The sequence below is a fragment of the Pseudoduganella plicata genome, assembly GCF_004421005.1.
In the GTDB taxonomy this organism is placed as follows: domain Bacteria; phylum Pseudomonadota; class Gammaproteobacteria; order Burkholderiales; family Burkholderiaceae_D; genus Rugamonas; species Rugamonas plicata.
On record NZ_CP038026.1, the window covers coordinates 30,147 to 56,812 of the forward strand.

Sequence of the window (26,666 nt, forward strand, 5' to 3'; positions counted from 1 at the left end):
TGTCTCCGTATCGTTATCGGTGGGCGTCAGGCCCGGGCCGGCACCATCGCTGCGAGTTCCGGTTGCGTGGGCAGGCCGTCGCAATCGCCGCGGTAGCCCAACACGCGGGCGCCGATCGCATTGCCGCGCGCCGCAGCGGCGGCCGGCTGCAGTCCTTCCAGCAGCGCGCTGATGACGCCCACCGCGAAGCCGTCGCCGGCGCCCACCGTATCGACGACACGGGGTACAGGCACCGCGGCGGCGATGCCGCTTTCGGCCGCTGTGGCGTAGTAAGCGCCGTGGGCGCCGAGCTTGACGATGACGAGCCGTGCGCCACGCGCCAGATAGAACTCGGCGATATCCTGCGGCGCATCGCGTCCCGTCAGCAGCCGCCCTTCCTCCAGCCCGGGCAGGACCACGTCGGACATCGCCGCCATGTCGTTTGCGGCCGCGATCATCGCGTCCCGCGATGCCCACAACCGTGGCCGCAGGTTGGGATCGAACGTCACGGTGCGGCCTGCGGCGCGGGCCCGGCGTGCCATCGTTCGCGCCAGCTCGCGGCAGCTGTCGGACAGTGCCGGCAGGATGCCCGTCAGGTGCAGCAGCCGCGCCCCCGGCCAGTCATCCTGCGGCAGGGCCGCCACCGACATCTGGCTGGCGGCCGATCCGCGCCGGTAGTACTCGACCTGCGGGTCCGCGCCGTCGCCGGCCAGCGCTTTGAGCATGAAGCCGGTCGGATGGGCGGCATCGATGCGGACGTGGCGCGGGTCGATGCCTTGCGCGGCAATGAAGTCCAGCAGGTGGCGCCCCAGGCTGTCGTCGCCGACCGCGGACAGGTAAGCGACCCGCCATCCCAGCCGCGCCAGCCCGACGGCCACGTTCAGCTCCGCGCCGGCGGTGGCGCGCTGGAAGGCGCGCACGGCCGCCAGCGGCGCCGCGTCGGCAGCCATGAACAGCGCCATCGCTTCACCCGCGGTGACGACGTCGAACGTGCGCTCAGCCACGGACGGGCCTCAGCTGCGTCACCAGCGTCGCCACGCGGCTGGCGGGCAGCGACACGCGCAGCACCACGCCGCGCTGCTCGCGTGGACCCTTGTCGACATTGCCCGGGGGACCGGCTGCCGTCACCACGCCCGGCTCGATCACCGCCTTCGCCGCCGCCGTGCGAACGTCCACTTCCAGCGCGGCCGGTTTGCCGGCCACCAGGTAGCGGCGCCCGCCGGCCGCGGCGATGGCCGTGTCGCCGTGCACCTGGGCGGTCAGCGCGACGGGGCGGGAGGCGCGCAGGCGGTCCGTCACCGTCCATGTGCCGCCGGCCAGGGTGAACATGCGTTCCAGCTTGTCCACGCCCAGTTCCGGGCGGTAGGCGCCGGTCAGGTCGGCCACGATCCCGGCGCGGTCGGCGCCCAGGTCTACGCGGGTCAGCCGGATCGTGTCGAGCCGCGCGTACGGATAGCCGGCAAACGCGTCGTGGCCGTGGCCTTCGTTGGCCTGGCCCTGGCCGTCGACCAGCAGCGTGTTGCTCAAATTGCTGCGCGGGACGCCGGCATAGCCCATCGGCCCGCTCAGGTACGTGCCCTCGGCGTACAGGATGAAGCTGCCCGCATCGGGATGCGAGTGGCCCATCGACAGATGCCAGTCCGGCATCCGCGCCAGCAGCGTGGCGGCATGGTGGCCTTCCGGCGGCCCTGCGCGGAAGGCAAACGCGGTGGCCTTGCCGGTCCAGTCGCTGCGCCAGAAGACGGTGCCCAGGTCGTCGAAGTGATGGTGCGGCGGCAGCGCCGCGATAGGGCTGGCGGGGAGGTCGGCATCGCGCCACTGCAGCGTCCAGAAATCCTCCGCGCAGACATGGCCCAGCGACGCCATCCAGTCCGCCACACCCTGCGCCTGTTCGTTCCGGAAGCGCGCGGCCAGCCGGTACAGCAGGTTGTAGTTCGAGTGCAGCTTGCCGCCGGGGTGCGTACGCGCCGCATCAACGCCATGGCGGGCGCGCGTATGCGGCCCCTCGAAGGCATCGCCGAAGTCGAAGATGTCCTGGCCGTTCGGCGTCAGCGAGTGGGCGATGTAGAGGTGGGCGTTGCGCAGAGCGGGATGGTCGTACACGTCGTCGCCGGCCGCATGCGCGAACGCGTCGAGCGCATGCACGATCCACGGCATCGAGAAGATCCAGTACTCCACGCCTTCGTAGAAATAGCCGTCCGGCGACGCCACGTCCAGCACGCGGGCGAAGATGGCACGCGCCTGCGCCGCCCAGGTCGCCGCTTCCGGTGCCTCGTCCCATACGGCGTAGGCGGCAATCGCCAGGCCGGCGATCGGAATGAAGCAGTGGTTCTGGCTGTACGAGAACGTCTTGCCCGGCTTCGGTGCGAAGTGCGCGGCCAGCAGGCGCGCCTGGCGCACCAGCTTGTCCCGGTAGCGCGTGCGTTCGTCCACGCTCAGCGCGTCGAACAGCAGGTCGTAGCCCATACCGAGCCCGTACAGCAGATGGCCCGCGGCCAGGTCGACGTCCGGCTTGCTGTAGGTGTAGCCCCAGACCGGATAGCTGACGGCGGCATCCATATAGCGCTTCGCGGCCGCCAGGTAGCGCTCGTCGCCTTCGATCCGGTAGGCGAGGGCGGCGCCGGCGATGCCGATGGCCGTGGTGTTCTGCGCTCGCCGTGCCTGGGCGGGTGCCGCGGCCGGCGCTTCCTTCATTGCCACCAGTCCCGCCAGCGCCTTCTGCCAGGCGTCGCGATGGGTGGTGGTGGCGCGCCGGCGCAGGTCGGCCAGACCCGCCGCGGTGGTCAACACGCGTGGATGCACGCCGCGCAAGTCCGGCCGCAAGGCGGCGGGGTGCTGCGCCATCAACGCCTGCAGCGGGTGGGGGCCGGCGGTGGGCTTGCCCTCTTTCGGGCCCAGCGCCTCGCGCGAATCCTGCGCCAGCGCGCGGCCTCCGGCCAGCGCGGGTAGAGAGAGGGCGGGCAAAGCGCGGGCGGCGGTGCCGAGGAAACGGCGCCGTGTGAACGGTGGAGTCATCGGGGCTCCCGTCAGTAAAGGGCCAGGCCGCCGTTGACCTGGATGATCTCGCCACCCAGGAAAGCGGCCTTGCCGGAGGCAAGGAAGACAACGACGTTGGCGACATCCTCCGGCTGTCCCTCGCGCCGCGCGGGGGTGCGTTCGGCGATGGCCTGGCGGTTGGCCGGCGTGTTGAACACGTCATGGAAGCGGGTGGCGATCAGGCCGGGCGCGACGCCGTTGACGCGGATGCCGAGCGGACCCACTTCCTTCGCCAGTGCACGGGTAAAGGTGGCGACGGCGGCCTTGGACGAGGCATAGTGCGCCGAGCCGGGACCGCCGCCATCGAATGCGGCCAGCGACGACATCGTCACGATGGTGCCGGCGCCGCGCGGCTCCATCCGCTTCAGCGCGGCCTGGCAGATCAGGAACGTGCTGGTGAGATTGAGGTTCATCGCGTCGTTCCACAGCGCCAGCGGCATCTCGACGACGCGGCAGCGCTGGATCAGGCCGCCGATATTGGCGAACAGCGTATCGATCGGGCCGATTGCCCCTTCCGCTTCGGCGTAGACCCGTTCGGCCACCACCGCATCGGTCAGGTCGGCGCGGATCGCGTGGGCCTGGCGGCCCAGCGCGCGGATCTGCGCGGCCACTTCCTCGGCCTCCGCGCTGCTGCTCCAGTAGGTCAGCGCCACGTCGGCGCCCGCTTGCGCCAGGGCCAGCGAAGTGGCCTTGCCGATGCCCGATGCGCCGCCCGTTACCAGCGCGCGTTTGCCTTGCAGTTCCATGCTTGTCTCCATCGTTATTGTCCCGGTTTATCGAGGTGGTGTTGCGGTGGACGAGCGCACGATCAGTTCGGGGGCGAACAGCGCGCCGTCCGGTTTTTCGTCGGGCGCCAGGATGCGCTGCACGGCGGCATCGGCCATCGCCTGGATCGGCTGGCGGAGCGTCGTCAGCGGCGGATCGTGCGCTGCGCAGAAGAAGATGTCGTCGATGCCGATCAGCGAGATGTCGGCGGGGATGCGCCGGCCCAGCTGCTTCAGGCCCACGCCGATGCCGATCGCCATCATGTCGTTGATGGCGATCGCCGCGGTGGGGCGCGAGGCCGCCGTGACGATGCGCGCAGCGGCGCTGCGCCCCAGCTCGAACAGGCGGGTGTCGCCGTGCGGGTCGCTGGGGCCGTCGGTGGCGTCGGCAATCACCAGTTCGCCGGCGATGCCCGCGGCGCCCACGGCCTGCAGGAAGCCGCGGATGCGTTCCTGCCGGTTCAAGGTGTATGGCGGCGGTGTGACGAGGGCAATGGCGCGGTGGCCCAGTGTGACGAGATGCTGCACCGCCAGCGTGGTGGCCGCGGCGTTGTCCATCGAGATCGTCGCGATGCGGGCATGCGATTCGTCGTTGCGCTTGATGTCGAAGGCCACGACGGGGCAGCGCGACGTGACGGCCACCAGGTGTTCCGTGTCGCTCAGCGCGGACCCTGTGACGATACCCTTGACGCCATAGGCCAGCAGGTCCGCCATCACGGCGCGTTCCCGGTCCGGATCGCGGAAGGTACTGAACGTCATGACGTGGCAGCCGTGCCGCGCGGCCGCCGTCTCGACGGCGCACGCCAGCGCGCCAAAGAACTGGTTGGCCAGCGACGGCACCAGCAGCCCGACCATCGATGCGACGCCCGTCTTGAGCTGACGCGCGGCGTTGTTGGGCCGGTAGCCCAGCTGCTCGATGGCCTGCTGGATCTTGGCCTGCGTGTCGGGCCGCATCTGGCCCATGCGGTTGTTGAGGAAATTCGAGATGCTGGACGGTGAAACCCCGGCCAGTCGCGCAACATCCTGAATTTTTGGTTCGGTCATGGTGTCCTAGTTGAAATGCGGCCGGTCAGAAGTTCACGTCCAGCCGGGCGGTGTAATAGCGGAATGCGTCGCGCGCCGGTTGCCAGCCGTACGAGCGGATATCGGGTCCCGAAACCTGCTTGAAGTTCAGGAACGAGCCGACATTGCCGACTGCGTAATGGTGATCGAACAGGTTCTTGACGCCGACGGAAAACTTGTATTTTCCGCCATTGTCGGCGATCGATGCCCCCAGGTCGACGATGCCGTGGCCGGGCCGCATCAGGCTGGGGTCCTGGCTGATCGCGCCTTGCACCTTCGACTGTGCGCGCACGTTGCCGTTGATCGCCAACTTGTACGGAATGGTTGCAAAGGGCAGCGTGTATTCGCCGCCCAGGTTCATCTTCCATTTCGGCGCGTTCGGCATCATGCCGCCGCTGGCGTCGCGCAGGAAGGCGCCCGGCACCAGTTCGTTCGGCACGGTGCAGTCCTTCGCGCCGCTGTAGCACGGCCCCTGTTTCCAGTCGACGACGGTGGCGCGGGTGTAGGCCACGTTCGCCGTCAGCAGCAGTGCGCGCGTGAGCAGCGCCGTGGCATCTGCCTCGAAGCCCTGCGTCTGCAGCTTCGGAATGCTGTACAGCACGCTGGCCTGGCTGCCGTCCGAGAAGCGCTCCGTGGCCGACGTCTGATAGTCGCGAAAGGCTGTCTTGAACACGGCCAGGTTCAGCGTGGCACGGTTGTTCCACAGGTTGGCCTTGTAGCCGGCCTCGAAGCTGGTAGCTTCCTCTGGCGCCAGTGGCAGGCGCTTGAACACGTTGACGTTATTGGCGCCGCTCGTCATGTCGTAGGCGACGCCCTTGCTGCCGGTGGAGGCGGTGGCGTACACCATCGTGTCGGGCGTGGGCTTGTAGCCGTAGCCCAGCTTCCCGGTGCCGAAGTTCTCGTCGTGCTGCGGTGCGTTGTACAGGTTGTAGCCCGTGTGCACATTGTCCGGCGCCGTCGATGACAGGCTGTCGATCGTGTTGAACATGTAGTCGTTCGTTTCGCGCGTGAAGCGCAGGCCCGCCGTCAAGGTATGGCGTGCCCTGAAATCCCAGCTGCCGTTTGCGTAGACGGCGCGATTCAGGCTGGCCGACGTGGTCCGATAGTTGGTCCAGTTGGTCTCCTTGACGAACGGATTGCCGCGCATGTACCAGCGGTCGATGCTGGTGCGGGCCAGCCATAGCCCGACCACGTAGCGCAGCGCGCCGCTGTCGGGGGACGTCAGGCGCAGCTCCTGCGTCGACAGCTTCGTGTCCATCGTCCCGTTGATCGTCGGCGGCTCGGCGATCCCGGACGGTTTGCCCGAGTGGTCGAGCTGGTAGTAGGTCGAGATCAGGTCGATATTGTCGTTATCGCGGAAGTCGTTCGAGCGGTTCTTGTCGACGGACGTGATCGACGTCAGCGCATGGCCGGCCAGCGGCGAGGCATCGGGGAACAGGTAGTTGATGCGCACGCCGATGCCGCGGTCGGTGGCATCGAGCCCGGTCGGCGAGTCGTTGCGGATCGTCGTGTTGAACGGCGTGACGGCGATGCCGCGCAGGACCTCCCTGTTCGACAGGGCCCGGTAGTTCTTGTTGTACAGGTAGCCCACGCCCGGGCCGATTGCCGTGATGGCTGCCGTATTGCCGGTGCGCAGAGCGTGGTCGTAGCGGGGCGAGACCTGCACGTCGAGATCCGGCGTGACCTGCCACTGCACCTTGGCGAAAAACGTCTTGCCGCCCGAGCCGTTCTGCATGCTGTCGTTCGTCAGGTTGTGCAGCAGGCCCGGGAAGTCCGTCTTGCTGGCGAACAGGCGCACGCCGACCGTGTCGGAGAGCCGGCCGCTGACGGAGGCGGCCACGCGGTATTCGTCGTCGCTGCTGCGAAACAGCGACAGCTTGCCTTTCATCGGACCGGCGCCGATCGGTTTTGTCGTGATGACGACAGCGCCGGCAATCGCGCTCTTGCCGAACATCGTACTTTGCGGACCTTTCAGGACCTCAACGCGCGCCACGTCGGACTGGTCGCGGAAGGCCTGCTGCGCTTGCGCATACGGCATGTCGTCGACGATGATCGCCACGTCGCCTTCGATGCCGATATTGTTGGACGTGGTGCCGATGCCGCGCATGTTGATACTGTTGGTGCCGACCTGCGTGCCGGTGGAAATCGTCAGCGCCGGCGACAGGTTGACGATATCGTCGAACTCGCGCACGTTGTTGCGAATCAGCGCCTCCTCCGTCAGCACCGAGATCGACATCGGCACGTCCTCCAGCTTCTCGATGCGGCGGTTGGCCGATACGACGACTTTCTCGAGCTGGGGCGCCTCGCCCGGCGAAGCTGCCGGCGGCCCCTCCTGGGCGGGCGCCGGCAGGGCGACCAGCAACATTGCCACGGCGGCGGCAACAGGCGTAAGCGGCAAGGGCGCGCCTTGGCGGCGCTGTTGGATTGCCATATTGAAGTCTCCGTTATCGGTATTTTATGGTGCTTGAAGTATTGTTCACCTAAGTAAATCGTTCTACTGCAACGTTACAGTGACGCGGCAGAAAATTGGCAAAGATGAGCTTTGCCTGGTGTTCGCACTGGTGTGAGATGCTGCGGACCGAACACGACGCCCTGCCAAACAGCAACCTCTCCTTGCTATAGGAGGGTCGGCGACATGGCCGGCGCGAGCATAACACTGTCCGACATCACTTTTCTCTTACTAAATCGATTTACTGCATCGATTTAGTAAGCTTCTTCCCATCCGCGTCCGATGTCAACAATTTTTTTGCGCCACCGAGCGGCTCGTGCTGCACCGATCAAATGGACCTGTGCCGCCGTAGCCCGAGCGGTGCTGCGCTCAATCGGTCGGCCGTGCTGGTTCCCCGTAACCCGATCAGGCGGATGTTGACCGGCATCGGATGCAGCGCGCCAACCGCTGTGCAAGTGCGGTTGCGCCGCATTCTCACCTGGCTCCCGTGCTATCGCACCGAGTGCAAGCGGGAGGGCGCCAAGGGCGGCATGGCCGGGGTTTTTATGGTTAAATCCGCTTTTTACCTGAGCCGCCCGTGAACTACGCCGTTACCGCCACCTGCGTTATCGCACTGCTTCATTTCGGCCGTCCCGTGCTGCAGCCGATCATCCTGGCGCTGATGCTCAGTCTTGCGGTGGCGCCGCTGATCCGGGCGATGGCGCTGGCTGGCCTGTCGCGCGTGCATGCGACCCTGACGACGCTGGTACTCGTATGCGCCGCGCTGGTGGCCGGCTGCACGCTGCTGGGTGCGCAGCTGCTGACGCTGTCCGACGACCTGCCGCAGTACCGCGGCGAGATCGTGGCCAAGTTGAAGGACGTGCAGAGCCTCGCCGAGCGCCAGCCGCTGGCGCGCTTCCCCGTCGACCTGCTGGACGGCGAGCCGTTTGCTGCGCCAGGCGGCGGCCCGGCACCCGGTGTCGAGGACCCGCGCCCGATTCCCGTTGAAATCCGCGAGCACACCTCGGCCACGGACACGCTGACGAAGCTCGTCGCCGCCGTCTCCGGACCGCTGGGGGAGGCGGGCCTGGTGTTCGTGCTGCTGGTGTTCATCCTGCTCGACAGCGAGAACCTGCGCGAACGCATCCTGCGCCTCACCGGCCAGCGCGCCGTCGGCCGCACGATCAAGGGTCTGGAAGACGCGGCCACGGGCGTGTCGCGCTTTTTCTTTTCCCAGTTCCTCGTCAACCTCGTGTTCGGCGCCGTGCTGGCAACCTTGTTGTGGGTGCTGGGCCTGCCCCATGCCGCGTTGCTGGGCGTGCTGTGCGCGCTGCTGCGTTTCGTGCCCTACATCGGCGCGCTGATCGCCGCCAGCGGCATCGCCGTGTTCGCGGCGGCGTCCGGCCCCGGCTGGGCGCTCGCCGTATATGCCGTGCTGCTGTTCGGCGTGCTGGAGGTCGTGCTGGCCAACGTCGTCGAGCCGCGCGTGTACGGCCACAGCTCCGGCATGTCGCCGCTGGCCGTGATCGTCTCGGCCCTGTTCTGGAGCGCCCTGTGGGGGCCGGTGGGACTGCTGCTGTCGACGCCGCTGACCCTGTGCATCGTCGTCGCGGGCCGCTATATCCGCGCGCTGGAACCCGTCAGCATCCTGCTGGCCGAGGCGCCCGACGCCAGCGAGGCGCAGCGTTTCTACCACCGCCTGCTGAGCGGCGAGGCGGCCGCGATCATCCAGGATGCACGCGTGTTCCTGCGCAAGTACACGCTGGCGCGCTATTGCGACCAGGTGCTGCTGCCCGGCGTGGAGCTGGCGGTGGCCGACCTGCGCAGCGATACCGCCGAAGCGGCCCAGCAGCAACGCCTGCGCGCGACGATTGCGCTGGTCACGGAAACGCTGGGCCAGCGCACCGCGCCCACGCGCTCGCACCGGCGCCGCGTGTCGATGCTCAACGAAAGCATTGGCGCGCACCTGCGCCATGCGCGCGAGGAACGGCTGGGCCGCTGGCAGGGCTCGCTGGAAGTGCCGGAGCGCTCCATCGTGCTGTGCGCCACGCTGCCCACCCTGCGCGAGGAATTCCTGTGCGAGCTGCTCGTCATCAGCCTGCGCGAAGCGGGCATCGACGCGCGCAGCTTCGTGTTGGGACAAACCGACGACGAAGCGCGTCCGGACGCCGAGCACCTGGTATCGACGGTGTTCGTCGTCTATCCCGTTGAAAGCACGCCAGAGGCATGGTCCGATGCGGTGGCCGCCCTGCGCGAGGCCCTGCCGGACGCGCCGCTGGTGACGATCGCGCCGCGCCAGCAGGCCGACCCGCGCCCGGTGGCGCAACGGGTCGATCTGGTGTTGAAGTCTTTCGAAGAGGCGCTGGCGTTTGTCACGCCCGTCAAGGCAGCGGGCACCGGGAGCTGAGCTCGTGCATCCGGCCGACATTTTCGAGCCGGACAGCGCCCCGCGTCATCATCGCGGCTTCGGCCGGGCAGTTCGCGCCACTGTGCGAGTCGGGAAAGGCCCGGCGCCCGTGCGGACGGTGACGTGCGCCGGGCCGGCGGCAGGGATGGCGCTGCGCCAGGCGGGACGGTTCTCGCGCTGATTCTTTTTCGATCACGGCCGTTACGCTCCATCGTTCGAATCGGGTGCTGCCCACCCGGACGTAACGCAGACTGGCTGACCGACGTTTGCAAATCTTGAGCGCTTCGTGAACATTGCAGGATGGTCACGACAGTGGCGATGCGGGTGCGGCGCGGCTCAAATTATTTATTGCCGGGCCTCAAGATTTCACAATCGGGACCGAAAACACCCTCGTGCCCATCACTAATGTTGCTCCCATCATGCTTAGCAAAACATCCACGCGGTTACGCTACACCCTTCTGGCCTGCGCCTTTTTCGCCCTGTTGCTGCTCGCCACCTTCGCCGTCATGCGCCTGTTTGTCGCGCCCGACCTGGCGCAGCTGGAAGGCCGGCTGATCGCCGATCAGGCCGCCCAAATCGGCACCCGCGTCAGCGAGCAGCTGCGCAAGGTCGAGGCGCAGCAGCGCAGCGTCACGCAGACGGTAGCGCTGCTCGACAGCGACCAGATCGACAAGCTGCAACCGGGCCTGGTGGACCAGTACGGCGACCCGAACGTGTTCGGCGGGGGCATCTGGCCGTTGCCGAACAAGCGCGAGCAGGGCCGCGAAAAGTTCAGCACGTTCTTCGCGCGCGATGCGACGACGAAGCAGCTGGTGGTCAACACCCACTGGAATTCGCCGGAATCGCTGAAATACTGGGAGCAGCCGTGGTATGAGAACGGCAAGACCGCGGCCAAGGGCCACTGCAACTGGGCCAAGGCCTACCAGGACGACGCCAGCCCGCAGCCGCGCACCAACTGCGCGATGCCGATCTACAAGGGCGCCGAACTGTATGGCGTGTCCACCATCGACGTCACGCTCGGCTTCTTCAACGACCTGGTGGCCGACATGGAAAAGAAGATCGGCGGCCAGATCCTGATCGTCGAAGGCGACGGCAAGATCGTCAGCAACAGCACCCGCATCGACGGCAATATCGTGCTGAAGAACGTGGCCGACCTGGCAGCGTCGTCGCCGATGGCCGCGGAGATCAAGGCGCTGCTGGCCAAAACGCGCGACGGCGCACCGATCGAAGGCGCGTACCGGACGCCGGATGGCCCGCAGACGCTGTTCCTGAAAGCGATTCCCGGCAGTCCGTGGTTGATCGCCACCGGTATCCCATCGAGCATGCTGGCCACGAACAGCGACCGCATCATGATGAAGCTCGCCGCCATCCAGGTGCCGATGGGCGTGCTGCTGCTGGTTGCCGTGATCAGCGCGATCGGCATGTTCATGCGCCGCCTCGGCACGCTCAAGGCCAGCATCGACGAGCTGGGTGCGGGCGAAGCGGACCTGACCCGGCGCCTGCCGGAAACGGGAGGCCAGGAATTCGCCGCCGTGGCGCGCAGCTTCAACGGCTTCATCGCCCGCCTGCAGGACATCGTGCGCCAGGTTGCCACGGGTTCGGCGTCGATCAGCGCTGCGTCCGAAGAGCTCTCCAGCGGCAACCGCGACCTGTCGGCACGCACCGAGGATCAGGCCGCGTCGCTGGAGGAAACGGCGGCATCGATGGAAGAACTCACGGGCACCGTGAAGCAGACGGCGGACAACGCGGACCGCGCCAACCGCCTGGCAACGCAGGCTTCCGACGTGGCCACGCGCGGCGGCAAGGTGATCGGCGACGTCGTCCAGAAGATGACCTCCATCAGCGACGCGTCGAAGAAGATCGTCGACATCACCAGCGTCATCGACGGCATCGCGTTCCAGACCAACATCCTGGCATTGAACGCGGCGGTGGAAGCGGCCCGTGCGGGCGAACAGGGCCGCGGCTTTGCCGTCGTGGCGGGCGAAGTGCGCAACCTGGCCCAGCGCGCCGCCGGCGCGGCCAAGGAAATCAAGGCGCTGATCGAGGACTCGAACACGCAAGTCAACGCGGGCGCCGAGCTGGTGCAGCAGGCGGGCGCCACGATGCACGAGATCATCGCCAAGAACGTCAACGTCGCCACGATCATCAACGAGATCGTTCTGGCGAGCCAGGAACAGAGCCGCGGCATCGAGCAGATCAACCAGACGATCACGCAGCTCGACGGGGGCACCCAGCAGAATGCCGCGCTGGTCGAACAGGTTGCCGCCAGCGCCGAGTCGATGCAGCAGCAGGCGCACGTGCTGCATTCGCTGGTGGGTTCGTTCCGGCTCTGAGGCGGCGAGGTTTCTTGACTACACGAGCCTTTCCGTCGCCGCGTTCCGGCGGCGTCGGGTCCAGGTAGTCACGGATGTGCCGTACCCGTCCAGGCCGCGCTCCTGGACGTCTCGGCCGGCCGCCGGGGATGATGCAGAAATTGGCGAGGCGTGCCACCGCTGTCGCTGCGCCCAGGGACATCGTTGCATACCGGTTTGGGTCGCACCGCCCGGTTCGCATAAATGGACAACAGCCAGCTGGCCATCGCACGACTGACCGCAGCGCCTATACGTTTCCGGTCCAGCCCTGCACCTTGAGGCGGCCTGCCTCCTGAACCAACGTGCGCGGCGCCAGCACGGCATCGCGTCAGATCAGGTTCACACCCAGAACAAAGGAAATCTTGCCGACCTCGGCACCTTCGCGCTGGACTTCGAAGGACTCCAGCACCGGCAGCACCAGCGACGTGCCGCGGCTGTAGACCTCGCCGTGCCGGAGCAGATATCTGAGTTCGTTCTCGGCCACCTGGAACGGTTCCACGGAGTAGGACGTGCCGGCCGCATTGCAGCCCTGTTCAACCAGCTTTTGCATGATACGCCTGCAGCCTTCATCGACTGGCGCATCCGCTACTGTTACATCGAGTGTCATCTTTGCTCTTCTCATGCTTGTACTCCTGCGGCGTGCGCCTGCTGGTACAGGACAGCGTCGCGGTCGATTCCTGTGGAGATACCGCTAATATGACAGATTGATGACATTTGGTAAAGAAGTGGCCTGACCAGTGTCCCGTTCACCGTTAAAAGTTGTCATTGGTCATTGTTTTCGTGATAACCTGTAAACGATAATCATTCGTATTGACAGTTCACTGGACAGGATGCATACCCATTTCAAAACGCCGGTCGCCGTTGCCCTCGCAGCCGCCGTGCTGGCACCGGCCCAGGCGCAAAGCCATGCCCCGGCAGCCACCGAGCCCTCTGCGGGCGCCGCGCTGCCGCAGGTCACCATCAGTGCCGGCCGCAGCGACACTTTTTCCGGCGGACAGCTTGCCCGCAAGGCCCGGCTGGGCATGCTTGGCAATCTTGATGTCATGGCGGTGCCGTTCAACGTCAGCAGCTATACGGCCCAGGCCATCGCCAACGTGCAGGCCGTGACGGTGGCCGACGTGCTGGCGCGCGATCCGGCCGTGCGCGCCACCGGCCAGGGCGGCGGCATCCTGGATGCATTTTTCATCCGCGGCTTTCCCATCGGCGAGGGCAATGTGGGCGAGATCGCACTGGACGGCCAGTACGGCGTCGCTCCCAACTACCGGGTGTTCGCCGGTTACGCCGAGCGCGTCGAAGTCATCAAGGGTCCGGCCGCGCTGCTGTACGGGATGTCGCCCAACAGCGGCATCGGCGGCGTCGTCAACGTCGTGCCCAAGCGCGCTCTCGATACCGACCTGACGCGCCTGACGCTGGATTATGCGAGCGACGCGCAATCGGGTGGCCACGTGGACCTCAGCCGCCGCTTCGGCCTGGCACGGCGGTTCGGCGTGCGTGTCAACGCCAGCGGCCAGCAGGGCGATACGCCGCTCGACGGGCAGGAGCGCGGGGCGGGCGTCGCCGCGCTGGCGCTGGACTACCGGGGCGAACGCCTGCGCGTGACCCTCGATGCGCTGGGGCAGAACGAACGCTTCGATGCACCGTCACGGCCCTTCCTGGCGGCCGCCGGGGTGGCGGTGCCTGCGGCGCCGGCGGGCCGCCGCAATGTGACGCAGTCCTGGGAATGGGCGCGCATCGAAGACCGCGCCTTGCTGCTGCGGGCCGAATACGACGTGTCCGACACGCTGACCGTGTTTGCCAACGCCGGCGGGGCGCGCAGCAAGGTGGCGCGCCTGTTCGGCACCCCGACCATCCTGAACGGCGCGGGCGACACCCGCGTCGTGCCCGAGAACTTCCGCCTGGAAGCGGCGCGCGCCACGCTCGACGGCGGCCTGCGCACGGCGTTCGACGCAGCCGGCATGCGCCACACGGTAACGCTGCAGGCCAGCCGCTACCGCGATGCGCTGGACCGGGCCTCCGTCGCCGGGACGGCCGTGCTGTCGAACCTGTATGCGCCGCTGGCCGCGCCCGTGCAGGCCGTTGCCGCGCCGGGCTTCGTGCCGCGTGTCTCGGAGACCCATCTGTCCGGCGTCGCTGTGGCCGACACGATGACGGCACTGGACGAGCGCCTGCTGCTGACGGTCGGCCTGCGCCGCCAGCAGGTCGAATCGGAGAACTTCAACGCGGCCGGCGCGCGCACGGCACTATACGACCGGCGTGCGACCACGCCGATGCTGGGCGCATCGTTCCGGCCATGGCGCCACGTTTCGCTGTACGCCAACCATATCGAGGGCCTGGGCAAGGGCGACACGGCGCCGCCCACGGCGTCGAACGCGGGCGAGATCTTCGCACCCTATAAATCGAAGCAGAACGAGCTCGGCGTCAAGGCCGAACGGGGCACGCTGGCAGCGACGTTGAGCGCGTTCCGCATCGTCAGGCCCAGCGGCCAGATGACGGGCACCGTCTACGCCGTCGATGGCGAGCAGCGCAACCAGGGCGTGGAGCTGGCGCTGTTCGGCCAGGCGGCGCCCGGCCTGCGGCTGACGGGAGGCGCGACGTGGATTGACGCCAGCCTGACGCGTACCAACAGCGCGGCCACCCTGGGCAAGCGGCCCGTCGGCGTGGCGGCGGCGCAGGCGAACCTGGCCGCCGAATGGGACAGCCCGCTGCCGGGCCTGACGTTGACGGGCAGCGTGCCATACACAGGCAGCCAGTACGTCAACCAGGCCAACACGCAGTGCATCCCGCACTGGACCCGTCTCGATCTCGGCGCGCGCTATCGCCTGACGATCGCCGGCCGTGCGGCAACGCTGCGCGCCAGTGTCGTCAATGCGACGGCCCGGCACTACTGGTCCGGCGTCGCCTCCTACGGCGCCTTCGTGCAGGGGGCGCCGCGCACCGTGCTGCTGTCGGCCGAAGTCGACCTGTGACGGCTGCCACCGGCCATGTCGATCCGGCAGCATGTTCCCCTCGACGCGGTCGGCCACCGCCGCCCGCCGGGTGCGCGCAGGTTGCCGGAATTGATGACAATTGACCGACAAATCATTGCCAACTGGCGTACGGGGGGATGCAATACTGACGTCACGCCGCGCACAGCGGCCTGCACCGCGGTCTTCCCCCCAACCAGACAGGAGCGATCATGTCGGCACATCTCGAACAGGCAGGCGAACTTCCCACCGCGCCTCTCACCTGCGAACAACGCGTTATCCTCGTGGAATCCATGACCGTCACATGGAAAGCGATGGAGCATCTGCGCAGCATGGGTATGATCAGGCCGCTGGCGGACGGCAGCAACCCGTTGCGGCGGGCCGACGGCTGCTGCAAGCCGGACGGCGGCACCTGCTGCCCCAACGCGGCCCGGTAACCGCCATGGCGATCTCGAACGAGTGCCTGCGCGCCGCGTTCCTGCCGCCGCAAATGGCGTGCTACTTTGCAAAAAAGCTGCCGGCGCTGGATCCGGCGGAACGCCGCATCCGCATCGAGGAGACGCTGAAGTTCCTGAACATCGCCGTCTACTGTCGCGGCAATATTCCCGTCACCCGCGACATCGACGACATCTGGCATCTCTGGATCCTGGAGACGCAGGAGTACGAACGCCTGTGTGGCCGGCTGCAGGGCCGCAGGTTCATCCATCACTCGTCGAATGCCTACACCAGTTGCGGTGACGAGGCAGCGTGGACCCCGGAGCAGGAGCTGGAGGAAAAAGTGGCCGCGCTGGCCATGTATGTCCAGAATTACGGCCCGTTCGAGCCGGAACGGATCCGCTACTGGAAATTCGCCGCCTGGCTGGTGGACGATTGCGGCTGGTCCGTCGGCCAATTGAACGGCTGGCTGCTGCGGCCCGCGCCCGTGGCGGCCTGACGGTTGCCCGTCAGCTGCATGGCGGAAAGCGATCCGGCGGTACGGTCAGCGAGCGCTGAGAACTGATCCGGTGCATGCAGGCTGCCGCTGCCGGCCGTTCCCGGCCAGCGATATCGAAGCTGCCTTGCCCGCAGAGCCCGACGGCGCCCGGAATCGGGTGACGGCCGCGCCGTCCACGCATGAAAACGCCCGGTGGCGCGCAAGACGCAACCGGGCTCGGATACGACGGCGGACCGCACGCGTAATGGCGCGCGGTCGCAACATGTGATGCTTACACGTAGACCTTACGCGTAATACGCTTCGACCTTGCCTTTCAGCTTGATCAGCATCGGCTGGCCCTTGCGGTCCAGCGTCTTGCCGGCCGGGACCTTGATCCAGCCTTCGCTGATGCAGTATTCGGTAACGTCCTGGCGTTCCTTGTCGTTGAAACGGATGCCGACGTCGTGTTCGAATACGGCCGCCACGTGATGCGGGCTGCGCGGGTCGGTGGACAGGCGGTCGGGCAGGGGAGGGAGTTGTTTGGTATCGTTCATGGGCGCCAATTATCCGCCAGTTGGGCGTTTGCGACAACCCGGGCGGCAATCGTATCATGCAACCCGGGCGGCAATCGTGCCATGCCGCGACGTCGCCATTGCCGCTGCCATTGCGGCCTGCATCGCCCCTGTTATTGTCGCCGCGCTTGTGCCGGACTGTGCCGGTATCGTTATTCGCGCACCCAGCGGGCGAACGGTGCGACGTCCGCGCCGGCCGGCACGTACCACTTCTTGTTGGCCGCATCCCAGCGCGCGCCAAGCCGCTTGGCCTCGTCTTTTTCGGCGAACGGCACCTGCAGCACCGCTGCCGGCTGCGTTGCCGGTCCCGATTTCCCGCGCGCCAATGCGGCGGGCCGTGCCTGCGAAACGGCACCGGCACCCGCAGCCGGCCAGACGGGGGCCGTCGTGTCCACCTGCGTGCCGTCCGCCAGCACCTCCACCCAGCGGGTCTCGTCGATTTTCAGCTTGTAGGGCGGTGCGAAAGGCAGGTCGGGGGTCATGTGGTCGATGGTGTATCCGGGCCGGCAATTATAGCAACTGCGGCAAGTGCCGCAGATGCGTAGCCCGGCGCAGGTCGTCGACGCTGGCCGGCTTGGTCAGGTGCACGTCGAAGCCGGCCTGGCGCGCCCGCTCGACATCGGCTTGCTGTCCGTAGCCCGTCAATGCCACCAGCCGCAACGGGCCGGCACCGCCGTTGCGCAGCGCGGCCGCCAGCGCGTAGCCGTCCATGTCCGGCAGGCCGATGTCGAGGATTGCCACCTCCGGCTCGTAGTGCCGGCGCAGCGCAAGCGCCTCGGCCGCCGTATGCGCGACGCGCACCTCGTGGCCGATATGGCGCAGCAGCGCGGCGCTGGCGACGGCGGCATCCTCGTTGTCGTCCACCAGCAGCACGCGCTGGGCGACCGTCGGTTCGCCTTCGGATTGCGCCGGCGCCGGCGGGGTCGCCTGTGCCAGCGGCAGGACCACGTCGAAGCGGCTGCCCAGTCCCGGCCCCGGACTGTGCGCCGCGACGCTGCCGTCGTGCAGTTCGACGATGCGCCGCACGATCGCCAGCCCCAGACCCAGGCCGCCGGTACGGCGCGCCATCTGCTGCGGCGCCTGGAAGAACGGGTCGAACACGTGCCGCAGCAGTTCCTCGCTCATGCCGACACCCTGGTCGGCCACCGTCAGCGTTGCCTTGCCCTCGTCGCAGGCCAGCGTCACCTGCGCCGCGGCGCCGCCGAAACGGGCAGCGTTCGACAGCAGGTTGTTCAGCACCTGCGTCAGCCGGCTGTCGTCGCCCTGCACCCATATCTCGTCTGGCGCCGTCAGCGCAATGCGCTGGCCGGGAAACGCGGCCACGGCCTGGCGCACGATGTCGGCCAGGTTCACCGGCCGCAGGTCCAGCTGCAGCTTGCCGGACGCAATGCGGGAGACGTCGAGCAGGTCGTCGACGAGGCGGCGCAGATGGTTGACCTGGCGCCGCAGTACCTCGCGCTCGCGCCGGTGTGCCGTCGCGTCGCGCAGGTCCATCAGGTCGAGCGAGGCCACGATCGGGCTGAGCGGATTGCGCAGTTCGTGGCCCAGCACGGCGAGGAATTCGTCCTTGGCGCGGCCCGCTTCGCGCGCTTCGGCCAGCGCGTGTTCGCGCCGCTCCAGTGCGTCGCGCAGCGATTCGAGCAGGCGCGAACGTTCCTGCTCGTTGAGGGTGTGCTGGCGCGCGGCAGCGGCCAGCGCCTCGCCCATCGTGCGGATTTCGCGTATGCGCGAGTCGGGCACCGTCACCACGCCGCCGGTGGGGAGGGCGGTAGCGGCGGCCTGCAACTGGCGCGTGGAGCGCACGATGCGCGCGGCCAGCAGCGAAGCGAGCGCAAAACAGGCCGCCAGCGAGGCTGCGATGCCCACGCCGTAGACGGCAAAGCTCTGGATGCGGGCGGAGCGCAGTACCGCCGACGGCGTGGCGACGACGACCGTCCAGCCGTAACGCGAGAGGGACGTGTAGGCCGTTGTCACGTCCTCGCCTTCCATTGTCCTGGCAGGGCCCACGTTCTCGCGCCCGCCGGTATCGAGCAGGCGCGCCAGCGAGGGACTGGGCGGTCCGCCCACGCGCGCGGTATGGTTGGTGGAGCGGGCCACCATGGTGCGCGAAGCGTCCAGGATGGCGATGACGGCGCCGGTCGGAATCACCTGGCGCTCGATCACGCGCAATATACGGTCGGGGCGGACCACGGCGGTCAGCACGGACTGGCGCCCGTGCACGTCGGCGACGGGCACGCGCACGGGCAGGGCGATTCGGCCACTGGGGCCGCGCGCCACGCGACCGACGACCGGACGGCGCAACGCCAGTGCCTGGGCCAGGCTGGCGGGATCGGCAATGGGCGCGGGCGGGGCGCCAAGCGGCGCCGTCGTGCGGAACTGCATGCGCCCTTTGGCATCGGTGAGAATCACTGCCAGCCATTGCGGCTGCGATTGCGCCTGCACGCGCACGACGTCATAGAACGCGGGCACGTCGCCGGCGACCAGCGCGGGCACGCGCGCCATCCCCGTCAGCGTGGCGACGACGCCATCGAGCTCCGCATCGGCGGCGCTGGAAAGCGCCCGCGCCAGGTCCAGCATGGCGCGCTGCTGCTCGCGCTCCTGATACTGGCTTGCGGCATGGATGCTCCAGACGCCGAGCAACGCCAGCGGCAGCAGGCCGAGCGCCGTCAGCACGATCAGCAGCGCGCGCAGCGAGATGGTGGTAAATCGGAAGGGCCCCATGTGCGCACCTTGGAAAAGGTCATTATAAGGCGCGGATGGTATGACACGACCGCGAACACGACCGCGTCCTGCAGCCAGGCGCGCGCCGCTCATGGCACGGCTGTGGCAAAACCCGTGCTGGGCGCCGCGGTCGCACAGGGAATTTCAAGGGGGATTCAAATGCAGGGTGGACAAACGCACATCGCATTGCTGGGCGACTCGATCTTCGACAACGCCGCCTACGTGGGGCCGGGACAGGAGGTGGCGGCCGCGCTGCGGCACCACCGGCCGGGCTGGCGCGTCGCAATGCTGGCGCGGGACGGCGCCGTGCTGGCGGACATGCCGGCGCAGGTGGCCCGGCTGCGCGCGCTGGCCGAGCCGCCGGACCGGGTAATCGTCAGCTGCGGCGGCAACGACATCCTGCCGCTCACCGGTATGCTGCACAGTCCCTGCGCAACGATCCTCGCGGGACTGGAGCAGCTGGCCGCATGGCGCGGCGATTTTCGTGACGATTACCGCCGCATGCTTGACGCGGTGCTGGCAGTCGGGCTGCCTGCCGCCGTCTGCACGGTCTACGATGCCGTGCCGGGGCTGACGCCGGGTGTACGCTGCGCCGCCGCCGTCTTCAACGACGTTATCGCCGTCGAGGCCCGGGCGCGCGACGTGCCGGTGCTGGACCTGCGTGCCGTCTGCACGGAGCCCGGCGATTATTCGGCCCGTTCGCCGATCGAGCCGTCCGCGGCGGGCGGTGTCAAGATCGCCGCGGCGATAGCGCGTCTGGTGGGCTGACCGCGGGAAAGCGGCTCGCTCACGCCCTCGTCGCTTCTATAATAATGCTCATGGAACTTCAATTTCTCGGCACTTCCTCCGGCACCCCGACCAGGACCCGCAACGTGGCCGGCCTCGCGCTGCGCATGGAGGGCGGCGGCTGGCTGCTGGTCGATTGCGGCGAAGGCACCCAGCACCGCATCCTGCATACCAGCCTGTCGCTGCACACGCTGCAGGCAGTCCTCATCACGCATCTGCATGGCGACCATTGTTACGGCCTGCCAGGACTGCTGGCCAGCGCCGGCATGGCGAACCGCACGGCTCCTTTGATGCTTGTCGGCCCGCCCGCGCTGCAGTCTTACCTGGGCGGCGTCATGGCCAGCACCGAACTGCGCCTGCCGTACGAGCTGACGTTCGTGGCGGTGGAAACGCTGGTTGGGCGCTCGCTCGTGCCGGATCTCGACATCTCCGCCACGCCGCTGTCGCACCGCGTGCCGTCGTGGGCCTACCGGTTCGCCGAGCGCCACGTCGAGCGCCGGCTGGACGTGGCGAAGCTGCGCGCCGGGGCGGTGCCAGCCGGGCCGCTGTGGGGCCGCCTGCAACAGGGCGAGGACGTGACGCTGCCCGATGGCCGCGTGCTGCGTCCGGCCGACTACCTGCTGCCGGCACGCCGGCCGCGGGCCATCGTTGTCGCCGGCGACAACGACCGTCCGGAGCTGCTGGCCGACGCGATGCGCGACGCCGACGTGCTGGTGCACGAAGCCACCTATACCCAGGCGGTGCTGGAGAAGGTGGGGCCGGGTCCGCAGCACAGCTGCGCGCGCATGGTGGCCGCGTTTGCCGCCGCCGCGGGCGTGCCCAACCTCGTGCTGACGCATTTCAGTCCCCGTTACCGGGACGCCGGCACGGGCCCGGCCACGCTGGCCGAGGTGGCGGACGAAGCACGCGCGCAGTTCGCCGGGCCGTTGTTCCTCGCCGCCGACCTGGCCCGCTACCGGCTGGACCGTGACGGTACGCTGCATCCGGTTTCTCCTCCATAAAGCCACGCATAAGTTTCGGCAGTACGGCATAGGGCATAATGCAGCACCCGTGCGCGACGGGTGGCAGTGTCAATCCAGTTCACTTATTCGAGCCATGTCCGACCGAAAACAAGAACTCAGTAATATCGCTTCGTACATCCTGATCGGCTCCTTCCTGTTCCTCGCGCTGCTGAAGGGACTCCTGGGCGCCTTGTTCGCCGGGCTGCTGATGTACTCCCTGATCCATGTCATCGCGCCCGCGCTGGGCCGGCGCATCAGCGACGCGCGCGCGCGCACGATCGCCGCGGCGGCCATCGGCACCATCCTGATCGCGTTGCTGGGCCTCCTGATCTGGGGCGCCATCGCGCTGTTCAAGCTCGATGCGAACAGCCTGACCAACGCGTTCCGCCGCCTCGCCGACGTGATCGACTCTTCGCGCGACCAGATCCCACCCTGGCTCAGCGCGCGCCTGCCGGTGGGCGCCGAAGGGGTGCGCGAGACGGTGACGACGTGGCTGCGCGAGCATGCGGCCGTGGCGCAGGCATTCGGCGCGGAGGCGGGCAAGGCGCTGACGCGCATCCTGATCGGCATGATCATCGGCCTGATGGCATCGCTGCGCGACACGCTGCCGAACGGTCCGCGCCGGCCGCTGGCGGCGGCCATGGTGCAGCGCCTGTCGTTCCTGGCCGAGTCGTTCCGCAACATCGTCTTTGCCCAGGTCTGGATCTCGGGCATCAATACCATCATCACGGCGATCTTCGTGTTCATCGTGCTGCCGCTGGCGGGCGTGACGCTGCCGCTGTCGAAAACCGTGGTCGCCGTGACGTTCATCGCCGGCCTGCTGCCGGTGATCGGCAATCTGATCTCCAACACCGTGATGGTGGTGGTGGGACTGTCGTATTCGCTCAACGTGGCCGTTGCCGGGCTGACGTTCCTCGTGGTCGTGCACAAGCTGGAGTACTTTCTCAATGCCCGCATCATCGGCTCGCACATCAACGCGCGGGCATGGGAGCTGCTGACGGCCATGCTGTTCGGCGAAACGCTGTTCGGCATCGCCGGCGTGATTGCCGCGCCCGTGTTTTATGCGTACGTCAAGAAGGAGCTGAGTGCGCGCGAGTTGATCTGACGACCCGCGCTTTCAGCTGAGCCGATACACCGCGAAGTCGGTGATCCGCTGGCGCGACTTCGTCGTGCGCAATCCGAACCAGCCGGCGTCCCCCGCCGCGCCGGCGGCGCTGAAGTACTGCACACCGTCCACGTACAGCCGCGTGCCGTGGCCGTCCACGACGATGCGGATACGGTAAGGGTGATTGGCCCGCAGCAGATACGGCGCCGCCGTGTACTCGCGCAGCAGGTTGCGCGCCCCGCTGCCGTCCAGGCGGCGGAACCGTGTCGTCGTGTTGCCGTTGCCGCCGATGCCCGCGTAATACATCGGGATACGGTCATAGTCGCCCAGCCTGCCCGACACGGGCCTGCCGCCGGTCTGCGCCTGCCAGAACACGTTCAGGTCCGAGACACGGTCGTGCGCCTGTCCTTCGTCCAGCACCGTGCGCGTGAATGCGATCTCGTAGTGGCCCGACAGCGGCTGCGCCAGCCATACGGTCAATCCCCCTGTCGCCTCCAGCAGCAGCGCGCCGTCGCTTGCGTACGCCGCGGCGTGTGACGCGTCCCTTTCCGCTTCCACCCGCCAGCGCGCGGTATCGAAGCGCTGGAAGTCGTCCCGCACCAGCACAGGGCCGGGCGGCCGGGCCAGCGGGTCGAGCGCCAGCAGGCCGAGCGCGCCCAGCCCCCACTGGGCGGCCGCGTTGGTGGAGATGCCGGGCGCTTCGTCCACGTCCGCCAGTACGGCCGGCACGGTCACGCGGCGTATGGCGAAATCGGCGTCGCGCAGGCCCGCGCGGCCCGCCTCGAACTGGCGCCATGCCTGCGTCATGGCTGCAGGGTCGCGTGTCTGCGCTGCGGCGAAGGCCAGCAGCCGCGCGTGGCCCTGGCCCAGATTGAGCTTGCCCAGGTCCTTGCCGAGCGCTGCCCGTTGCTGTTCCGGGGTGGCGTTGTACAGCCGGCAGTAGTCCAGCCACGCGGCGCGAAAGGCCGGCTGCGGCAGGTTGCGCAGCAGTTCGCCTGCGACTTCCGTCAGCCCGAACACGGCCGACAGGTGGGACACGGAGATCTTCCCGGCCCGCCCGGGCAGGAACGCGCCCGTGTCCAGGTTCATCACGGCGGTGCCGGTGAAGAAGCCGTGCGGCTGGGCGGCAATGGATGCCATGCCGGCCAGCAGCCGGTCGCGCAGCGCCGTGTCGCCGCGGCGCTCCCACCCGACGAACCAGGCTGACGCGATGGCACCCCAGTCGGTGCCGAACGACACGCTGGCGTGGCCGGGCGCCTCCGCCGCGAGCTGGCCCACCTTGCGACCGGGGACGATGTCGCGCAGGCGCCGCACGCCTTCGATCTGTTCGTCCAGCAGGTCGCCGATGCGCTCGTCCGCCGCCAGGTAGTACAGGAAGCGCCGGTTCAGGGCCGTCGAGATGCGCAGCTGCTTGGCGCTGTCGCCCCAGTGCTGCACCCCGTGGCGCGTGCCCAGGGGGCTGAACGGGCCTGCGTGGTAGACGTCCACCTCGCCCGTGTGGCGCGTCATCGCCTCGGCCAGCCGGAACGCGTCGGCGCGGCCCGAATGGAGGAAATAGTGCCACAGCCAGATGTCGGTACTGAGTTCCGAGTTATCCCAGGCGAAGCCGCCCACGTCGTAGCGCCACATGTGGCGCGGCCCGTCGTAGGTGTGCATCACGTCGCCGAAGTCCCAGAAACCATACCAGCGGCGCTGTTCCACCTGGCCGCGGTAGAAGTCGAACAGCCCCGCCAGACGGACCTGCAGGCGCATGGCCCGTTCGTCGCCGGCCGGTGCCGCCGGGGCCCAGTAGCTGCCGAAGGCCTCGGCCGCATGCAGCCGTGCCGGCGGCGGCACGATGCGCGGCGGTTCGGCGACGCGGCGGCCGATGGCGACCAGTTCCGCATCGGCCGGCGTGGCCGCCAGCAGTTGCAGTTCCAGTTCGCTGGTGCGGGCGATGCCCGCGGGCGTGCCGAAGCCCGGTTCGTAATCTTCGTACGTGATGTCGAGACCCGCGCGCTGCTTCAGGTGGGTGTCCTGGCCCATGCCGTCGTGGTAGAAGCGCAGGTCCATGCCTTCGGCCTGCGGGGCCCACAGCCACAGCGTGACGGTGGCGCGTTCGCCGGCGGCGCCGGCGATGTCGATCTGGCCGGGATGGCTTTGCCAGAAGTGGCGCACGCCGAATGCGACGCCGCCCTTCGTTCCGCCCAGGTAGCCCGTGCCGGCCGCGCGCGTTCCGCTGGCGGCGTGGATCCAGCCATTGCCGGCACCCGTGCGCTTGGCGATGGTGAAACCGTCCGCGCTTGCCTGCAGCAGCCGGTAGTCGCCGAACGCCGGGATGTATTGCAGTCCTGCGGCCACAGGGACGGGCAGGGCGGCGGGCAGGGGCCGGCCCGCGCGCTGGGCCGATGTGACGGCGTCGCCCGGATCGCGCCGCAGCCCCGTAACGCCGCGCACGCTCTCGGCAAAAACGCCGCCATTTGCGCCGACGAAGCGTACGTGGCGGTCATGTAGCGCGTCACCCCGCGCGCCACCGAGGGTCACGCCAAAGCGCAGGCCGACTCCGCGCACGAACTGCGTGGCCGGGTCGATGTCCACCGTCAGCGTGTGCAGCACGCGCACGGCGTCGGCATCCTTGTAGAAGTACAGCCGCACGACAAACGGCAGCAGCGTCGTTCCATCGGCATGGCGGTGCGTGCCGGTCGCTTTCAGTACCGCGCGCACCGGACCATCCTGCTCCACTTCCACCTGCGCGATTTGGCTGCGGTAGCGCCGCCGCGCGGGCGTGGCCGCCTCGTCGTCGGACGGGCCATCCGTCAGCACCACCAGTTCGCCGTCGTGCAATTGCGTGCGGCCCATGCGCGCCAGCGTGGCGAACAGCACGGCGCCGCGCCGCGGCACACGGCATTGCAGGGCGCCCGTGTCGACAACGATATCGCCATCTCGCTGCACGATCAATCCGGCGCCGCGCGCCGGCTCCGCAACGGGTACGAGCGTGTACCGCTGCGCGACCGGGACGCCCGGCCCGAGCGCGTGGGCGCTCCATTTGACGGAGCCGTCCGGCCAATATGCCAGCGGCCAGGACTGCAGCGCCGGCGCCTGGCCATCCCCGGCCTGCAGGCGAAAGCCGCCGCCCGGCATCACGCGGCCCTGTGGCCAGGGCACACCCCAGGTGGTGCCGGCAAAACTGGCCGGCGCCGTGCCGTCCAGCCATTGCAGTGGCGTCTCGACGTCCTGCGCTGCCGGCGCCGTCGGTCTTGTCGTGGTACCTGGCCGCGCTGGCGCCGCCACGCCAGGACCTGGTGCCGCCACCAGGGTGAACAGCTTCAGTACATTGCGGCGTCGTCGATTCGTGTCCATTGCGTCCCTCAGTAGTTATAGGCCAGCGTCGCGCCCAGGGTGCGCGGTTCGCCGCGCCAGCCGGCCACGGCGCCGTCGTCGCCGTTCACGAGGCGCCACCACGTCTTGTCGAAGGCGTTGTTCAGCCAGACCGATACCTCCGGGTTGCCATGCGCCAGCTTGCCGCCCGTGCCCGCGGAGAACGACGCCAGGCCGTAATCTGGCACGCGGGTCAGTGTGGAATTGCCGACGGTGCCGAACATCCGGCTGCGGTTGCGTCGCGGGCGCCGACAAAGGAGCGCAGGCCGCCCGCGCTTGTCCAGGTATAGCGCGCGCTGGCATTGTAAGTCAGCCCTGGGGCGTTAAATGCTCGTTCTCGTGAGAGATTGCAGGACGGCGGCGGATTGGCCGACAGCGTCACTTCCGGCGGGCAGCGTGCGTGTTCGTAATCCGTCTAATAGGCGTCGTTGGAGACGCCAGCCAGGTCAATTTCCTACGCCCGCGTGGGCGCAAGGTGGGCGCTTGCCTCCACGCCGCGCGAGCGGTACGAGCCCGCGTTCATAGGTAGACCTGCCGGTCCTCGACGGAGTAGCCCTGCGTCTGGAAGCCGGCGACCTCGGTCAGGAACACGTCGCCCTTCAGTGTGACGCGGCCTTCGGCCAGCGTTGCCGTGGCACCGATTTCCCCACTGCGGCTGGTTTCCGGTTTGATGAACAGCGGGTCGAGGCCCGCCTGACGCGCGGCGCCCGCCGAGATATTCAGGCGGCCCGACGTTTCGCCGTAGGCAGCGGCGGCATAAGTGGACAGGCCGGGTGCCGGACGCCACGTCGCCACGTCGCCACCAGCGTGCCCGATGGCCCGGTCCTCGGCATCGTGGCGGCAGCCGACCAGCCGCCGCATGCTGGCCGCCAGCCACGGATAGCTGTGGCGGAACCTGATGGAGAAAGTGGTTGCGCGATGCGGGACGCCCCGTGAGACAGAATAGAACGCGAGGCGCGCGGCGGCGCGAGGCCATGGTGAAAAATATGGACAACGCGGCCAGTGAAGCAAACGAACCATTTCGACTATCCATTGGCGCAATGCGTTTCAGGCCGTGGCAAATGTTAAATATAAGGAACGCGTCGAAGGCAAGCCGGTCGCGCGATGGCGACAGTTGGGCGTTTGCGGCGGGTCAGTTGTTAAATATGTCTGGATGTTGCCGTACGGAATCGTTATACTGGGTCCCTTTCCTGCATCTTGCGCCGCGTCAATGCGACCGCG

General features: G+C 68.1%; 20 protein-coding genes. 8 read left to right on the forward strand and 12 right to left on the reverse strand.

Going from position 1 to position 26,666, the window contains the following annotated elements:
- Positions 1-26: 26 nt before the first annotated feature.
- The 5 genes from E1742_RS00125 to E1742_RS00145 are packed head-to-tail and all read right to left on the reverse strand — an operon-like array spanning position 27 to position 7,272.
- Positions 27-983 (reverse strand): sugar kinase, encoded by a 957-nt coding sequence (locus E1742_RS00125; protein ID WP_134382629.1) that lies wholly within the window; start codon positions 981-983, stop codon positions 27-29.
- Positions 976-2,994, reverse strand: coding sequence for a DUF4962 domain-containing protein (locus tag E1742_RS00130; protein ID WP_134382631.1), 2,019 nt, complete (start codon positions 2,992-2,994; stop codon positions 976-978). Before E1742_RS00130 ends, E1742_RS00125 begins: the two co-directional genes overlap by 8 nt.
- Before the next feature lie 11 nt (positions 2,995-3,005).
- A complete protein-coding gene (locus E1742_RS00135) occupies positions 3,006-3,761 on the reverse strand; it encodes an SDR family NAD(P)-dependent oxidoreductase (protein WP_134382633.1) in 756 nt (251 codons plus the stop codon).
- Between the two features lie 27 nt (positions 3,762-3,788).
- A complete protein-coding gene (locus E1742_RS00140) occupies positions 3,789-4,823 on the reverse strand; it encodes a LacI family DNA-binding transcriptional regulator (protein WP_134382635.1) in 1,035 nt (344 codons plus the stop codon).
- A 25-nt stretch (positions 4,824-4,848) separates the two neighbouring features.
- Positions 4,849-7,272, reverse strand: a complete 2,424-nt coding sequence (locus E1742_RS00145; RefSeq protein WP_134382637.1) for a TonB-dependent receptor — start codon at positions 7,270-7,272, stop codon at positions 4,849-4,851.
- A 595-nt stretch (positions 7,273-7,867) separates the two neighbouring features.
- Between E1742_RS00145 and E1742_RS00150 the strand changes: the two genes are divergently transcribed.
- Together E1742_RS00150 and E1742_RS00155 are read left to right on the forward strand one after the other, a co-directional pair.
- Entirely contained in the window at positions 7,868-9,676 is a 1,809-nt protein-coding gene (locus tag E1742_RS00150; protein WP_229466376.1) for an AI-2E family transporter, read from the forward strand.
- Positions 9,677-10,095: 419 nt separating this feature from the next.
- The gene (locus tag E1742_RS00155) at positions 10,096-12,009 is read left to right on the forward strand and encodes a methyl-accepting chemotaxis protein (protein WP_134382639.1); all 1,914 of its coding nucleotides are present in this window, start codon (positions 10,096-10,098) and stop codon (positions 12,007-12,009) included.
- Positions 12,010-12,355: 346 nt separating this feature from the next.
- On the opposite strand, the gene E1742_RS00160 is transcribed toward E1742_RS00155, so the two are convergent.
- Positions 12,356-12,577, reverse strand: a complete 222-nt coding sequence (locus tag E1742_RS00160) for a hypothetical protein (protein WP_134382641.1) — start codon at positions 12,575-12,577, stop codon at positions 12,356-12,358.
- Positions 12,578-12,857: 280 nt separating this feature from the next.
- On the opposite strand from E1742_RS00160, the gene E1742_RS00165 reads away from it, so the two are divergent.
- The 3 genes from E1742_RS00165 (at position 12,858) to E1742_RS00175 (ending at position 15,924) form a co-directional block, all read left to right on the forward strand.
- Positions 12,858-14,993: a TonB-dependent receptor gene (locus E1742_RS00165; RefSeq protein ID WP_134382643.1), complete on the forward strand. Its 2,136-nt coding sequence runs from the start codon at positions 12,858-12,860 to the stop codon at positions 14,991-14,993.
- Between the two features lie 209 nt (positions 14,994-15,202).
- Entirely contained in the window at positions 15,203-15,427 is a 225-nt protein-coding gene (locus E1742_RS00170; protein WP_134382645.1) for a hypothetical protein, read from the forward strand.
- Positions 15,428-15,432: 5 nt separating this feature from the next.
- Complete coding sequence (locus tag E1742_RS00175) at positions 15,433-15,924, forward strand: hypothetical protein (RefSeq protein ID WP_134382647.1); 492 nt, start codon at positions 15,433-15,435, stop codon at positions 15,922-15,924.
- Positions 15,925-16,208: 284 nt separating this feature from the next.
- Here the strand turns inward: E1742_RS00175 and E1742_RS00180 are convergent, their stop codons facing one another.
- The 3 genes from E1742_RS00180 to E1742_RS00190 form a co-directional block, all read right to left on the reverse strand.
- On the reverse strand, positions 16,209-16,457 hold the full coding sequence (locus E1742_RS00180) for a DUF3297 family protein (RefSeq protein WP_134382649.1): 249 nt from the start codon (positions 16,455-16,457) through the stop codon (positions 16,209-16,211).
- A gap of 170 nt (positions 16,458-16,627) precedes the next feature.
- Positions 16,628-16,957, reverse strand: a complete 330-nt coding sequence (locus tag E1742_RS00185) for a DUF5710 domain-containing protein (RefSeq protein ID WP_134382651.1) — start codon at positions 16,955-16,957, stop codon at positions 16,628-16,630.
- Positions 16,958-16,985: 28 nt separating this feature from the next.
- The gene (locus E1742_RS00190) at positions 16,986-19,196 is read right to left on the reverse strand and encodes a hybrid sensor histidine kinase/response regulator (protein WP_134382653.1); all 2,211 of its coding nucleotides are present in this window, start codon (positions 19,194-19,196) and stop codon (positions 16,986-16,988) included.
- 159 nt (positions 19,197-19,355) lie between these two features.
- On the opposite strand from E1742_RS00190, the gene E1742_RS00195 reads away from it, so the two are divergent.
- The 3 genes from E1742_RS00195 to E1742_RS00205 all read left to right on the forward strand — a co-directional run bounded on the left by E1742_RS00195 (position 19,356) and on the right by E1742_RS00205 (position 22,088).
- Positions 19,356-19,964, forward strand: coding sequence for an SGNH/GDSL hydrolase family protein (locus tag E1742_RS00195; RefSeq protein ID WP_134382655.1), 609 nt, complete (start codon positions 19,356-19,358; stop codon positions 19,962-19,964).
- A 50-nt stretch (positions 19,965-20,014) separates the two neighbouring features.
- On the forward strand, positions 20,015-20,983 hold the full coding sequence (locus tag E1742_RS00200; protein ID WP_134382657.1) for an MBL fold metallo-hydrolase: 969 nt from the start codon (positions 20,015-20,017) through the stop codon (positions 20,981-20,983).
- Positions 20,984-21,077: 94 nt separating this feature from the next.
- Positions 21,078-22,088: an AI-2E family transporter gene (locus tag E1742_RS00205; RefSeq protein ID WP_134382659.1), complete on the forward strand. Its 1,011-nt coding sequence runs from the start codon at positions 21,078-21,080 to the stop codon at positions 22,086-22,088.
- Between the two features lie 12 nt (positions 22,089-22,100).
- On the opposite strand, the gene E1742_RS00210 is transcribed toward E1742_RS00205, so the two are convergent.
- The 3 genes from E1742_RS00210 to E1742_RS00220 all read right to left on the reverse strand — a co-directional run bounded on the left by E1742_RS00210 (position 22,101) and on the right by E1742_RS00220 (position 26,306).
- Positions 22,101-25,427 carry an exo-rhamnogalacturonan lyase family protein gene (locus E1742_RS00210; RefSeq protein WP_206076717.1) on the reverse strand — a complete coding sequence of 1,109 codons (3,327 nt, stop codon included), beginning with the start codon at positions 25,425-25,427 and terminating at the stop codon, positions 22,101-22,103.
- 8 nt (positions 25,428-25,435) lie between these two features.
- Positions 25,436-25,669 (reverse strand): hypothetical protein, encoded by a 234-nt coding sequence (locus E1742_RS00215; protein ID WP_134382661.1) that lies wholly within the window; start codon positions 25,667-25,669, stop codon positions 25,436-25,438.
- A 295-nt stretch (positions 25,670-25,964) separates the two neighbouring features.
- Positions 25,965-26,306, reverse strand: coding sequence for a TonB-dependent receptor domain-containing protein (locus E1742_RS00220; protein WP_166793370.1), 342 nt, complete (start codon positions 26,304-26,306; stop codon positions 25,965-25,967).
- Positions 26,307-26,666: the final 360 nt, after the last annotated feature.

Coding starts and splice junctions, on each gene's coding strand:
- E1742_RS00130 (WP_134382631.1), bottom strand. CDS start 2,994: ATGACTCCACCGTTCACACGGCGCCGTTTCCTCGGCACCGCCGCCCGC.
- E1742_RS00135 (WP_134382633.1), bottom strand. CDS start 3,761: ATGGAACTGCAAGGCAAACGCGCGCTGGTAACGGGCGGCGCATCGGGC.
- E1742_RS00140 (WP_134382635.1), bottom strand. CDS start 4,823: ATGACCGAACCAAAAATTCAGGATGTTGCGCGACTGGCCGGGGTTTCA.
- E1742_RS00145 (WP_134382637.1), bottom strand. CDS start 7,272: ATGGCAATCCAACAGCGCCGCCAAGGCGCGCCCTTGCCGCTTACGCCT.
- E1742_RS00155 (WP_134382639.1), top strand. CDS start 10,096: ATGCTTAGCAAAACATCCACGCGGTTACGCTACACCCTTCTGGCCTGC.
- E1742_RS00160 (WP_134382641.1), bottom strand. CDS start 12,577: ATGCAAAAGCTGGTTGAACAGGGCTGCAATGCGGCCGGCACGTCCTAC.
- E1742_RS00165 (WP_134382643.1), top strand. CDS start 12,858: ATGCATACCCATTTCAAAACGCCGGTCGCCGTTGCCCTCGCAGCCGCC.
- E1742_RS00170 (WP_134382645.1), top strand. CDS start 15,203: ATGTCGGCACATCTCGAACAGGCAGGCGAACTTCCCACCGCGCCTCTC.
- E1742_RS00175 (WP_134382647.1), top strand. CDS start 15,433: ATGGCGATCTCGAACGAGTGCCTGCGCGCCGCGTTCCTGCCGCCGCAA.
- E1742_RS00180 (WP_134382649.1), bottom strand. CDS start 16,457: ATGAACGATACCAAACAACTCCCTCCCCTGCCCGACCGCCTGTCCACC.
- E1742_RS00185 (WP_134382651.1), bottom strand. CDS start 16,957: ATGACCCCCGACCTGCCTTTCGCACCGCCCTACAAGCTGAAAATCGAC.
- E1742_RS00190 (WP_134382653.1), bottom strand. CDS start 19,196: ATGGGGCCCTTCCGATTTACCACCATCTCGCTGCGCGCGCTGCTGATC.
- E1742_RS00195 (WP_134382655.1), top strand. CDS start 19,356: ATGCAGGGTGGACAAACGCACATCGCATTGCTGGGCGACTCGATCTTC.
- E1742_RS00200 (WP_134382657.1), top strand. CDS start 20,015: ATGGAACTTCAATTTCTCGGCACTTCCTCCGGCACCCCGACCAGGACC.
- E1742_RS00205 (WP_134382659.1), top strand. CDS start 21,078: ATGTCCGACCGAAAACAAGAACTCAGTAATATCGCTTCGTACATCCTG.
- E1742_RS00210 (WP_206076717.1), bottom strand. CDS start 25,427: ATGGACACGAATCGACGACGCCGCAATGTACTGAAGCTGTTCACCCTG.
- E1742_RS00215 (WP_134382661.1), bottom strand. CDS start 25,669: ATGTTCGGCACCGTCGGCAATTCCACACTGACCCGCGTGCCAGATTAC.
- E1742_RS00220 (WP_166793370.1), bottom strand. CDS start 26,306: ATGCGGCGGCTGGTCGGCTGCCGCCACGATGCCGAGGACCGGGCCATC.